The 12,731-nt window shown below is 60.7% G+C and carries 10 protein-coding genes and 1 pseudogene; 6 read left to right on the top strand and 5 right to left on the bottom strand.

Annotated features, from left to right (window positions below):
• Positions 1 to 9: 9 nt before the first annotated feature.
• Complete coding sequence (locus VJZ71_14440) at positions 10 to 2,424, bottom strand: hypothetical protein (GenBank protein HKQ49267.1); 2,415 nt, start codon at positions 2,422 to 2,424, stop codon at positions 10 to 12.
• A gap of 324 nt (positions 2,425 to 2,748) precedes the next feature.
• On the opposite strand from VJZ71_14440, the gene VJZ71_14445 reads away from it, so the two are divergent.
• The 4 genes and pseudogenes from VJZ71_14445 to VJZ71_14460 all read left to right on the top strand — a co-directional run bounded on the left by VJZ71_14445 (position 2,749) and on the right by VJZ71_14460 (position 5,373).
• Positions 2,749 to 3,135, top strand: coding sequence for a hypothetical protein (locus tag VJZ71_14445; protein HKQ49268.1), 387 nt, complete (start codon positions 2,749 to 2,751; stop codon positions 3,133 to 3,135).
• A gap of 47 nt (positions 3,136 to 3,182) precedes the next feature.
• Complete coding sequence (locus VJZ71_14450; protein HKQ49269.1) at positions 3,183 to 4,520, top strand: NAD(P)/FAD-dependent oxidoreductase; 1,338 nt, start codon at positions 3,183 to 3,185, stop codon at positions 4,518 to 4,520.
• Between the two features lie 67 nt (positions 4,521 to 4,587).
• Positions 4,588 to 4,965, top strand: a pseudogene (locus VJZ71_14455) (tryptophan 2,3-dioxygenase family protein).
• A 72-nt stretch (positions 4,966 to 5,037) separates the two neighbouring features.
• Positions 5,038 to 5,373 carry a tryptophan 2,3-dioxygenase family protein gene (locus VJZ71_14460; protein HKQ49270.1) on the top strand — a complete coding sequence of 112 codons (336 nt, stop codon included), beginning with the start codon at positions 5,038 to 5,040 and terminating at the stop codon, positions 5,371 to 5,373.
• Between the two features lie 7 nt (positions 5,374 to 5,380).
• Here VJZ71_14460 and VJZ71_14465 read toward each other — a convergent pair whose 3' ends face one another.
• Both VJZ71_14465 and VJZ71_14470 read right to left on the bottom strand, forming a co-directional pair.
• The gene (locus tag VJZ71_14465) at positions 5,381 to 6,100 is read right to left on the bottom strand and encodes an SDR family oxidoreductase (GenBank protein ID HKQ49271.1); all 720 of its coding nucleotides are present in this window, start codon (positions 6,098 to 6,100) and stop codon (positions 5,381 to 5,383) included.
• Positions 6,072 to 6,365 carry a FeoB-associated Cys-rich membrane protein gene (locus VJZ71_14470; GenBank protein HKQ49272.1) on the bottom strand — a complete coding sequence of 98 codons (294 nt, stop codon included), beginning with the start codon at positions 6,363 to 6,365 and terminating at the stop codon, positions 6,072 to 6,074. The genes VJZ71_14465 and VJZ71_14470 overlap by 29 nt, the downstream gene beginning before the upstream one ends.
• 186 nt (positions 6,366 to 6,551) lie before the next feature.
• Between VJZ71_14470 and VJZ71_14475 the strand changes: the two genes are divergently transcribed.
• Positions 6,552 to 8,006: a hypothetical protein gene (locus tag VJZ71_14475; GenBank protein HKQ49273.1), complete on the top strand. Its 1,455-nt coding sequence runs from the start codon at positions 6,552 to 6,554 to the stop codon at positions 8,004 to 8,006.
• On the opposite strand, the gene VJZ71_14480 is transcribed toward VJZ71_14475, so the two are convergent.
• Positions 8,003 to 9,145, bottom strand: a complete 1,143-nt coding sequence (locus VJZ71_14480; protein ID HKQ49274.1) for an SDR family oxidoreductase — start codon at positions 9,143 to 9,145, stop codon at positions 8,003 to 8,005. The genes VJZ71_14475 and VJZ71_14480 overlap by 4 nt on opposite strands.
• Positions 9,146 to 9,799: 654 nt before the next feature.
• Between VJZ71_14480 and VJZ71_14485 the strand changes: the two genes are divergently transcribed.
• Positions 9,800 to 10,660 (top strand): alpha/beta fold hydrolase, encoded by an 861-nt coding sequence (locus VJZ71_14485; GenBank protein HKQ49275.1) that lies wholly within the window; start codon positions 9,800 to 9,802, stop codon positions 10,658 to 10,660.
• A gap of 78 nt (positions 10,661 to 10,738) precedes the next feature.
• Here VJZ71_14485 and VJZ71_14490 read toward each other — a convergent pair whose 3' ends face one another.
• On the bottom strand, positions 10,739 to 12,448 hold the full coding sequence (locus VJZ71_14490) for a hypothetical protein (protein HKQ49276.1): 1,710 nt from the start codon (positions 12,446 to 12,448) through the stop codon (positions 10,739 to 10,741).
• Between the last annotated feature and the right edge of the window lie 283 nt (positions 12,449 to 12,731).

Raw genomic sequence — 12,731 nt, forward strand, 5'->3', positions numbered from 1 at the left:
ACGATGGCGTTACTCGACGGTGAAGTTTATCACAATATCTGGGCTGTGGACGCCTGCTTCGTTAACGCCCCGAATCATCAACGTCGCATTGGTGGTTGGGTACCAGTTGTAGACGCCCTCGCCCACGAACTCTAGCGCGATCGTCTCCCAGGTGTTCCCTCCGTCGAGGCTTGTTTCATAATGATCGAATCCCCCGGTTTTCGGATTCATGTTGTGGATGAACGTCAGTTGGACCTTATTGACGTCCTGGCGCTCAGCCGTGGCCTGAATGTTGTTAAGTGGGTATGTCAGATTCGTGTCGTCGTCGGCCACGACCGGAACGTTGAGCCAACCCCCGCCACACTCGGCGCTGACATCTTCATAGTCGTCGTACAAGAACGCAGATATAGAATCGCCTTGTGGCGGGAAGTGGTTCCACTTGTTTGCGGCAAAAGTATGATTGTACTCGAAGAGGTCTGTCTCCGCGGGAGGAGTCAGCAGTGTGTTTGACCACCAGGCTAAAGGGATATGCGGGAAGATCGGAGCCGTACAAATGGGATGTGGTTGAAAAACCAACCCCGATCCGTTGGCCGGTATCGCACGGTATCCGCGTCCTACGAAACCGGCCTCGTACGCTACAGTAATCGCATAATTCCCTGCGTCATGGTGAGCACGCATCTGCGCGATGCTCTGCGGGATTCCGTCGGCGCCCTCAATCCAGCGGTTGGCATGCGGGAAGAAAAGGACCCACTTGTTGAACCGGGTTGAGTACACTTCAACCATGACGTCGCCCCCGCAATTCACGTCATTTCCGCCGACACGCCGCGCCGGGATTCCATGTGCGACGCACATGCCGATGACGGCATATGCCAACGATCCGCAACTCCAATGGTGGCTGGCCAATCCCAAGGCGAAGTTCTCGCCGGGGGCAAAGCTTACCCAGGCTAGATTCGTCGGGGGTAAAGGGAAAGGTCCGCTCGGCTGTTCGCCGGTTCCGTTGATTTCGATTGTTGGTGGGTCGACGGAGCGACGGCCAATCGCATATTGGCACGTCGGATTGGACCAGATACGGAACGTGCTGACCGGAAACGTAATCGTCAGGGGAAGTCCCCAGGAGATTACGTTCGAATGCGTGGCCAGCACAGCGTAACTTCGCCGGGCGTCCGCGGCGATCGCCAAGACGTTGTTGGTGATCGGCTGGCCTAGGAACGTCGACGGGACGTTACATTGCCCATCATTGTTGGAACCCCAAGCGACCACCGAACCGTCATCGAGAATCGCGACGCAGTGATCGCTGCCTGCGGCAACCTGAGTGACGTGGGTTTGCCAAGCGCCGTTGAATGGCACAGTTGTCGACATGGAGCCCCACTGCACAACGGTTCCGTCGAACCTAAGGCCGATGCTAAAACTGGCCCCGGCGTCGAGGGCAATAAACCCGCTGTTCGGCGAAGGAACATTGCACTGCCCGACGCTATTGTCGCCCCAAGCCACGATCGATCCGTTAGCACTAAGCGCGAGGTTATGGTTCCCTCCCGCCGCGATTGCAATGAAATCCGCATTGGGCGTGGGTGCTGTGCCTTGGCCAAATTGATTACGCCCCCAGGCGACGATGACGCCCGTGATCCTCAGGGCCAAGCTGTGATGCTGACCGGCCTCTACCGCCATGAAGCCGGAATTCGGAACAATATCGTCGACGCCGCTGACGTTCCCGTAAAGATCATCGTCACCCCACCCGGTGATCGTTCCATCGTCGGCGAGGGTGTCTAGAATCAATTTTGCCCGTGGAGCCAGACTGAATTCGATATCCCGGCCATGCCAATGCAAACGGGACGACACGAACCGAACGATTGCCTGAATCATCTCCCACTCGCGGTCCTTCCAGTCCGCCTGCATGTCAATGCCCGCGAATATGTCGTGCTCGCTCGCAAAATCGCGCAGGTCGGGCAGGTCGCCTTCGTCGTACGCCTCCATCTCGTAGGGATAGGTCGGGTTACAGACGACGACGCCATTCTGAAGGATGGTGACATCCGGCGCATGCGTTCCTTGTAACAGGGCTTGCGAAAAGCCGAGGATGTCTCCGGGGTCGATTCCGCCATCGTCGTCAAAATCGGCGGCGCAAATCTCCGCCAAAGTCGTGAAGGGAGAAAACAAGATTGCTGTAAATCGTGCAATGTCCCGTCCATCACGGACGCCATCACCGGTGACATCGCCCGCAGAAACCGGGGGACATAGCTCACCACAGGTGCCGAATTGCCCCCCGTTGGTGATATCGCCGACCTCGCCGCCCGGGTCGTCAATCTGCGTCCCGACAAATCCCGTGGGCACGTCGGGTAAACGCGCATGCACGACGGTCGCCCCGCATGCGGCGCAAAGTGCGGCAACGAGGGCTGCAAACTGCGGGATTGCCCATCGGCGACTGACGGGTTGGGGATGGTGATTCTGCATACCCCTAACGGCCTCTGATGTTGGAAATCGAGCCTCCCCCTTGAAACGGCCCTCATCGAATTCGATACCCGCCTGGACCATGGCGATGAAGATCGTTTGCGCGTCTCGCGCCGCATAACAGAATGGGAGGCTTCGATCGACGAGCCCTCCGGAGGTCTCCTCCCCAATACTAACACTTTGTTCGCTCCGCCGCAAGCGCCGTTGGAGGATTCCTCCCCCAAAAAAAGCTGGAACCGCCGTTTTTAGAGTTGGTTGTTTCCCGTTATGTACTCTATACTACAAGATGTATCCTATGGTACACACAATATGGAAAGGAAACAACCCATGGCCTCCCAACCCCTTCAAACCGCTCTCGCCCTCGCCTTCCTCATCGTCGGCCTCTCGCACATCGTATGCGGCTGGCGCTGGAAGGCCTTCTTTGAACCGATCTTCAAAAACCCCTCCGGCCCGTTTGTCATCGCCCTCATGACGTTTCCGCTCGGGCTGCTCATCGTCGTCACACACAATCGCTGGGAGTGGGACTTGAGTGTGCTCGTAACGGTCTACGGATGGGCGGCTCTGATCAAAGGGGCGATCTACTTTCTTGTGCCCGGTCTGCCGCTGAAGTTCGTCACCGAGCGGATTCGCTCACCGCGCCACTTCGCCACCGCCGGTTGTATCCTGCTGGTCCTTGGCGCGCTCATGGCCTACGACTGCGTCTACGCGGGCTGAGCGGGCAGTTGGCGGCGCGCGCTCGTTGCCGTCTAATACGCCTCGACATGCCCAACGGCGACGACACACGATTCACCCTCATCGGCGGCGGTCTGGCCGGAGGGCTGTTGGCGACGTACTTGGGCCGCGCGGGCTATGCCGTAGATCTCTACGAGCGGAGGGCCGACCCCGGAGCGGGCAATTTCGTGGGCGGCCGGTCCATCAACCTCGCGGTCTCGACGCGGGGAATCGACGCGCTGGAGCGTGTGGGGTTGGCCGAAGAAGTGCTGAAGACGGCGATCCCCATGCGCGGGCGCATGATCCATGGTCCGCGCGGCGATCTGCACTTTCAGCCCTACGACAAAGACCCGTCGCGATGCATTTATTCGATCGGGCGGGCAACGATCAACAGTGTGACCTTGACCGCCGCGCAGCGTCTGCCGAATGTGCGAGTGCTATTCAATCACCGCTGCACGGACGTAGACCTGGATCGCGGCGTCGCTCACATCCTGGATACGGCAACGAATCGGACGATCGAGACGGAGGACGGCGTCGTCATCGGCGTCGATGGGGCGTTTTCGGCTGTGCGGCGGGCCATGCAGCGGTTGGATCGATTCGATTATTCGCAGGACTACCTTCGCCACGGATATAAGGAACTGACCATCCCGCCGGGGGCGAGCGGTGAGTTTCAAATGGAGAAAAATGCCCTCCACATTTGGCCGCGGCGGAGCTTTATGATGATCGCCCTGCCGAACCCAGATGGTTCGTTTACATGTACCCTCTTCTGGCAGTTTGAAGGGCCGGTGAGCTTCGCGAGAATCCGCGACGGCGACGACGTGCGGCGGTTCTTTGCGCGCGAATTTCCCGACGCGGTGCCCCTGATGCCCACGCTCGTGGAGGACTTCCAGGCCCATCCGACGGGTTCGATGGTGACCGTCCGCTGTCGGCCGTGGCACTACGGTGGCAAAGTAGCGATCGTCGGCGATGCGGCGCACGCAGTCGTCCCATTCTACGGGCAGGGGATGAATGCTGCGTTCGAGGATTGCATCGTGCTGGACGAATGCCTGCGCCGGCACGCACCGAACTGGGAGCGGGCTTTCGGCGAATACGAGGCCGAGCGGAAGCCGAACGTGGACGCGCTGGCCGACCTGGCCGTTGAAAACTTTCGCGAGATGCGCGACAAGACGGCCTCGCGGGCGTTTCGCCTCAAGAAGAAGATCGAGCGGACGCTGCATCGCCTGCTGCCGGGCCGGTATACTCCCTTGTATACGATGGTGTCGTTCACGCGAACGCCCTACGCTGACGCGGTGCGGCGAGCGCGGCGGCAGGATCGCATTGTGTTGGTTGCTGCCTGGATCACGGTTGTTGTCGTGTTGGTCATGCTGGCGCTGGCCGTGAGTTTGTAGGGCGGGCTCTGCCCGCCGCGGACGCGCGCAGAGCCCTGGCGGGCCGAGCCCGACGCACGAGGAGTCGTCCATGTCCCTGACCTATTCGAGTTATCTTCATCTCGACGACCTCCTTGGTTTACAGGAGCCGCGCTCCCGCCCGCCCGAGCACGACGAGATGCTGTTTATCGTCATTCACCAGGTCTATGAGCTGTGGTTCAAGCTACTTCTGCACGAAGTCGAGAAGATCAACCGCGACTTCACGGGCAACGACCTGTACGGCGCGATTCACACGTTCAAGCGGGCCCGGACGGTCATGAAGACGCTGGTGGGGCAGCTCGACATCCTGGAGACGATGACGCCGATGTCGTTTTCGAGTTTTCGGGATCGGCTGGAAACGGCGTCGGGTTTCCAATCGACGCAGTTCCGAGAGCTGGAGTTCGCCCTCGGCTTCAAGCGGCCCGCAACGCTGAAATTCGTCGATCCGCAATCGCCGGCGTTGGCGACCCTTCAACGCCGGCTCGCCGACACCAGCGTGGTGGATCACTTTTACGACTTTCTGGGGCAGCGCGGTGTTACGATTCCGCCGTCATTGCGTGGCGGCGACCGGACACAGCCGACCCAGGCCAACGAACAAGTTCAGGAAGGACTCCTGGCGCTCTATCTAAAGCACCCGGAGTTGGCGATCCTCTTCGAACTCATGACGGATTTTGACGAAGGCCTGCAGGAATGGCGCTACCGCCATGTGAAGCTCGTCGAGCGGACGATCGGCAGCAAACATGGGACGGGCGGTTCGCCGGGCGTACCGTTCTTGAAGGAATCGCTCTTCAAGCCGATCTTCCCCGACCTGTGGGCGATTCGGCACCGGATATAAGTGCAGGTCAGCTTTTCTTGATGACCAGGGTCTGCCCGCTGACGTGCGTGCAAGCGGGGGACAATAGCATCTCCACGAGCGCTGCCACTTCGTCGGGCTGCAGGGTTTGATCGGCGGGGAAGTCGGGAAATGATCCGCGGAGCATGTCGGTCTCAACCGCCCCGGGGGCGACACCATAAACACGGATTCCGAGAGGCTTGCCTTCATCGGCGAGGGCCTTGGTGTAGGCATTCACGAACGCCTTCGTCGCGCCGTAAGCTCCCAGGCCCGGGAAGGGATCGTAAGCCGCGACCGATGAAATGTTGACGATGGCGCCGCTGCCGGTCTTCGCCATGATCGGCCAGACTTCCCGGCAGCAGAGGAATATCGCGCGGGTATTCGTGGCGACGAGGGTGTCGAAGACCGCCGGCTCCATGTTCTCGATAGTGGCGACCGCCGCGAAGCCCGCGCAATTGACGAGAATGTCCACGTCGCCAAAAGCCGACTGCGTCTGGTCGACCAGGCGCGCGACGTCGTCCAATTTGGTGAGATCGGCGACGACGGCCAGGGCCTGGCCCCCGGACCGCGCGATGAGCTGCGTGGTTTCGTTAAGCTGATCGAGGGTGCGCGAGACGACCGCCACGTTCGCCCCCGACGCCGCAAGGCGGGCAGCGATGGCCCGCCCGATACCGCGACCCGCGCCGGTCACGATGGCGGTCCTAGCTTTGATTGGGGGCGTGGGGGGCATGGGATAGGCTCGTAGCATCGAGGTTTGCTCTTTGGTTTGCGCTCAATTGAACGAGTTCGATCCGGCGTCCGAGCCGATCATCGCGAAAGTTTCCTGGACCGCACGCACAGGATCCGCCGCATGCGGAATTGGCGGTTCGTGTGCTGCGCATGAGCCGCCGTACGACGTGTACGAAGGCGGCGAGCACCAGGAGTCCGACGATGCCGTATTCGATCATGACAAGATTGTAATCTCCACTCGGCAATTCGACGAGTCTTCGCTGCAAGCATATGATATTCCGTCTCAAAGCCCCGCGCAGACTTGCCGGGGCTTTACAATTAGATAGGAGCGCCGCGCTACGAACACTCACCTGGGATGGAGCCGAAGTCGTTGGCAATTAGCACCGGCTTTCGCCGTGCTCCTGGGTTGCCTTTTCACTTTCCTTTCCGGATGCGCCGATCCCGGCCCGGAAATGATGCCGACCGCCCCACTCCGCGTGGAGCATTCCACCGGCGCGGAAGAGCGTCTATATGACAGCAACGGCGACGGAGTTGCGGACTACCATGAACGGCTGGGGCCCGACGGCCGCGTCGCTCTCCTGCGTCTTGATCTCAACAATGACGGCCAGATCGACGAGGTAGTTGATCGGACGGTCCGGCGACTGGATACCGAAGCGCCGGCGGATCGACACCTGCTCGTCATTCTTGACAGCGTTCCCTATAAACTGGTGCAGGAGGCGTATGCGCGAGGGCGGTTTCGACTTTTCTATCCTCCGGTACGAACGATCGCTCCTTTTCCGGTGATGACCGACGTGGCGCTGGCCGAGTTTTTCGGCACGTCCCCGTCGTTGGCCAGCGAATCGCAGTACTACGCCGATTCCAAATTGCGCGGTGGATACACGGCGTATGCCGAGGAACGGGTCGCAGGCGGATGGCTGGCCCATGTCGATTACCACATGCGCTTCTGGGTGCACTCCGTCGCTTATTTTTGGCCCTTCACCTGGTACAACCACGAGTTGGGCAATATTCAGCGGCAATTTTACGGTTCGGACGTCAATTTCTTTGTCGGCTACTCGGTCTGTACCTCCGGTCTGGGGGCGCAGTACGGTCGCGACGGCCACCAGGGGGCCCTGGTTCGGCTCGATCGGTTTTGCCAGTCGGTCATGCACCGGCTGCGCGGCCGAGTGCAGATCACGTTGATGTCAGATCATGGGCATTATTTGGGACGAAGTTATCGCATCCCGTTGCCTGACATTCTTGAGAGGATGGGCTATCACGTCACGGAGAAACTCAAGGGCCCTCAAGACGTGGCCGTGCCGGAATTCGGCGTGGTTTCATGTGCAGCGATTTATACGCAAAGCCCGGCGGCCGTGGCCCGCGATTTGATTGGAGTGGACGGGGTGGAACATGCGGCCTACCTCGCGGATAGCGATGAAGTTGTGGTATTGGGCCGTAGCGGGCGGGCCCGAATTACCTCGGGTCCGGACGGCCTGAAGTACGAATGCGAATACGGCGACCCGCTGGAAATGCTGCCGGTCCTTGCGGGTTTGCAATCCAAGGGGGCGGTGGATGCCCAGGGGTTCGCCCGCGATCGCGCGCTCTTCGACGCCACGATGGAACACAAATACCCCGACGCGCTGCATCGCCTCTGGCGGGCATTTCATGGTCTCGTGGAAAGCCAGCCCGACGTGCTGCTTTCGGTGCAGGACGGGCGACATTGCGGCAGCCCGTTCATGTCCAGTGTGGTCGACCTGATGGGCTCACACGGCAATCTGGGTCCGGCCTCGTCGTCCGGGTTTGCCATGACCACGGCGGGAGAATTGCCCTCCGTCCTGCGTTTAGCGAACTTGCGGCCGGAACTAGCGAAAATTGGCGTCCCGATCGACGCGAAGCCGGATCGCTCGAATGACAAGGTGGTTCGGCGCTAACGTGCGTGGCGGCGGTTGGCCTTTTGGCCCCAGCGCTGCGAGACGGCGTAGTCCAGGAAGGTGAAGACCCGTTCTCGAGAAAAGGACGGATAGCGAACCCCGGCAGCCTCGCGCACCGTGCGGGCGTTAGTATCATCGAAGACGGGGTGGTGTCGGATTCGTGGCACCAGCAGGTCGTATTTTTCCCAGAGCAGCGATTCGGCGACGGATTTGTCAGCCAGTTCGCCCCCGCTGTCGGCATCGACGAAATAACCGCCAGTAATGCCGAAATAGGTCTCCATCCACTTCTTGAAATCGTCCCAGCAGGGTGGGGCCGGGTCCGTCAGATGGTAAATCCGGCCGTGGTACTCGGGATTGAGTACGACCTCCGCAATCACCCGCGCGGCGTAATCGACGGGAACGAAGTTCTGAATCGGATCCTCGGGACGACCGGGGATGCGATGGGGAATATTCGAGATCTCGCCGTTGGAGCCATCACTGCATTCGGTCTTCATCAGGCTGATGAGCCGGGCGAACTGGTAGAATCCGCCGAATTGCGTCGTGTAGCCCGTGGTCGAGTCGCCGACGAGGAAGCTGGGGCGGAGGATGGTGAGGATGTTGCCATTCTCGCGTGCCCATTCCGCGAGGGCCGCCTCGGCAATCCATTTGCTCTCTTCGTACTGGGTCTGAAACGACGGCGGCCGCTCCTGGTGGATTTCCTCCATGACCCGCTGCGACTTGGTCCCACAGACGTAGGCGGTGCTGACGGCGTGAAGGCGATGCACGTCATGTCGCCGCGCCCAGTCGATCAGGACGGTGGTGCCTTCGACGTTGGTCCGGAAGGGTTCGCCGTTGCCATTGGAATACAGTTGCAGGCTGGCGGCGCAGGCGACGATGTCGTCGGTCGGGCCCCACTGGCCGTCCGGCAGGTCGTCCGGCAGGGCGCCCTCACGGAGTATGAGCTGGCCTGATTTGACATAATCCTCGACTTCCACGTCGAGCTGACGCAGGAGCCCGGCGAGGCGGTGCCGCGTGTCCTGGAGAGGGGCGCGAAGAAGAGCCACCACCCGTCGTTTGCGGTGGAGGAGATCGCGCAGGATGAATTGGCCAAGGAAGCCGGTCGCCCCGGTCAGTAATGTGGTCGGTCGGTGTTGTTCCATCAGTTATCCGTGTTCGGTCCCGCGAACGAACGCAACATCTTGGGGGGGCAGGCCTTTCAATGCAAGTCTTTTTATCGTAGTCGTCGTAATCCGGCAAACGGCCCCGCGATAAGGCTTTTCCTTATACACGACCGGTAACAACGGCCCTATTACCAGGCTACGGTCGCACAATTGACCGGTCCAGCCCGCCCACCTAACTTACCCAGCTAGGGCTTTTCATCCATGATCCTGGGACAATTCTCTGAGCGGTCATTCCCCTTTGTAGCCACAGATTGGACACGAGCCTCACCTGGTTTTGAGGCCGGGACTCGCTCATGGTTACGGCGATGTCACCAATCCTTGGCTGGGCACCTGCCTCCATCACGCGCGGGGGCGCTTCTCACGGAGGACCTCGTTGATTCGGCGGGCCGACCACGTGATGTCTTCGGCCATTTTGAGATCAAACCGGAGCGGCTAGCGAGCCTGCGAGGCAACTGGGACGGGCTGGCTCACACGGCACAGGCAACCGGGACGGATTCGGCGCCGGGGTTACCGACGCCTCCCTGGCCGGGGTATGAGGATATCTGGATACCCGTTGGCGAGGGTGTCGAGATCTCCGGGCGGTTGGGGCTCGCACTGGGAACAGATGGGTCTGGGGAGCCTAAGGATTGCATCGTGATTCTGCCAGGGCTGCTGGGGGATAACAACGTTCTCCGGACGCGCGACTTGTGCGACGCCCTGAGGGCCTGCGGGTTCCATGCGGTGGCGCTGGAGTTTCGCGGGCATGGACGAACGCTCATCAGGCATCCGGAGCTTTACTACGGGTTCGGTGTGCTTGAAACACTGGATACCTTGGCGGTTTCTCGCTGGCTGGAAGCCCAGCCCTACGTTCACCGGACGGGCTTGATTGGATTCTGCTGGGGGGCCAACCATGCGCTAATCGCAGGATGGTACGACGATTGCCGCCGGGATCATCCCAGCATTAATCCGACGCTGGCCGCCGTGTTGCCGACGGTCCCGGAGTATCGACACTTTTCAGCCGGGGTGATGGCGTTCTCGCCGGTGCTGCGGTTTGAAGAGCTGATTGCGGCGCTGGAAACGCCGTGGTCGAAGTTTAAGCACCCTGTCCTTTCCGGCCTGCAACAGAACATTCGGACGCGGATGGAGTATCGAAAGGCGGGGGACACGAGCGGCAGCCTGCGGCGGTGCATCGAATTCGAATTTGCGCATGCGTCGCTGCGCTATGCGGATGGGTTCCGGGATGCGGTACATTTCCTGCGGCTCCTGCCGTACAGGGACCTGCCGGATCATGAGAAACTGGCGAACGCGCGGATGCCGCTACTTATTGTCTTCGCCGCAAACGACCCACTGTCCAAGGCGCAGGATGTGGCCGATCTGATGGCGACGACCAGCCATCCCAACACCGCGGCCGTCGTCTTGCCGGGCGGCGGGCACATCGGGTTCGCGCCGTACGCGAAGCAATACTACTACAGCCTGATCATGAACTTCTTTGATCCGTCGTGCGGACCGCGCTAAATTGATATCAAAGGCGGCCGACGCTCACTCGACCTTTCCGAGCGGCGCCGGCCGCGAGAGTTCACGGTTGACTTTCGGCTATGCAGATCTCCCGCCTGATCGTCGCCGGCGGGCGAAGGTCCAGCCGATCAGGCCGAACGGTATCATTGTCGCCACGCCTAATCCGCACCACGAGTTCGAGTTCGAACCGGCGGGAGTGGGAGCATCCGCAACAGCGGCAATTGAGGCAAGTTGTGCGCATTGCGACTCCTTATGGCTGCCGGTCGGGTCATGAATTTGGAAATTCCCTCCGTCGCTATAACCGAACACCTCATAAGCGATAGCCGACGCGAACGTGTCGTCGCAGTGGATCTTAATGCGATAGAAGTCCGGACACGTACAGTCGGCCCCCGCTCCAGAGGCGCCGCCGGGCGGACACAGCTCAGGCTCCGGATCGTTGGGCGAACCGGGCTCGCCAAGGTCCTCCATGTGTACCTCGAAGGCATAGAGCGGGCCGTTCGTAAGCGTGCATCCGGGTGGGGACGTTCTGATGTTCTTGATCGTCCCGATGCCCCTGAAGTCAATCTGCTTGAAATGCCCGTTGGCAGCGGCATGGGGACAGACGGGCGGATCGCTGCATTCAATGCAAGTGATCATCGTTCCTTCCGGTGCGCTGGCCGTGCCCGCGTGGAAGGTGAAGATCCCCAGCGGGCCGCTGTGCTGGGTGTGCGTCCACTCCCCCCAGGGTTGTGCAGACGGGCAACAACCCGTGAGCGGGGCCCCGGCCTGGCCGCCGAACGTGTAACGGTTTCCATTGACTTCGTTGTTGCCGCCGCCGGTCACGCGGCAGCCGGAGGGAGGGGGAGGCGGAGGGGGGCAGTTGACCGTCGTCAGTGTGCGGCAGCACGTGCCGGTGCAGCCATTATCGGTGATGACCAGACAGTATTGGCCGGCTGTGCCGATCGTGATACACGCGTCGTCCGCCTGGCCCGCCGGGATGACGCCGCCGCCGCTCGCGGTCCACGAATAAGTGTCCATATTGGCTGGACCGCACCACGTTGTTGTTTCACCCTGGCAAAGGTTTTCGATACCGCCCGTGATCGTGCAATCGAGATCGGAACCGATCTCCAGAACGACCCCTCCCTTGCAGAAACAGCCATCGTCCGTCGTGACAATCACGGCAATCACGACATCTCCGCTGGGCCCCGCAGTATAGGTGACGCAACGTTCGCCCTCTCCGTCGATGATCATGCCGCCCTCGAGCAACCACTCATACGTCGCGCCCAGTCCGGCATCGGGAACGCATGCCGTGTTGCCGGTCGAATTGGGGCAGGGCGGGTCCGCCGTAATCGTGCAATCAGGATTCGGATTGATCACCACGGACGCGTCGTCTTCCGAGGTCACCGTCGTGGTGCCGACGTCGGTCACGAAGTCGCCGCTGGCTTCTGCGGTATTAGTGCGAGTGCCGACCGGCGGCGTGCGGGTCGCCGTGTAGGTCCAAGTTTCATCGGGGTCCAGCAGTCCGACGCCGCTGGTATCGCCGCCGACAAGAACGGGGCTGAAGTCATCATCGCTTTCGGGAGAGTTATCCCCCGGCGTGCCGTTGTCGTCCACGACGACGACGTTTTCAAGAGGCACGTCGCCGGGATTGGTCACGGTGTAAGTATAGGTAATCCCGGTACTTTCGCAGGCAGACGTGGAGTCGGCGTTTTTGACGATGTGAATATCCGGATTCACCTGACCCCAGACCGGCGGCGACACGATCGCGACGATCATTAACGCGAGTCCGACGACGGCTATATGACTCACTCGACTCGATATTCCACTACTTTCCGAGAATAACATCTTGAGTACTCCTGCGCGGTTGGCGCGCTGTCGGCGATTCTCCGAGTAGCCCGCTTGTCGCCGGGCAGACTTCAAAACCGCCAATGGCCTGGTTCTTCGGAATGCAGGATCCCGAGTCTCGACAAGTCTTTTCCCCTGCGAGGGAGCGTGCATTGCCAAAAAAAATGAAAAAACCAACTCTCTGTTTTTCAATGGACTCCCCCTGCCGAAGACAGCCTAACGCTGCGCTGAGCGACCGTCGTCGCAC

The organism is Phycisphaerae bacterium (assembly GCA_035275405.1).
Classification (GTDB): domain Bacteria; phylum Planctomycetota; class Phycisphaerae; order UBA1845; family UTPLA1; genus DATEMU01.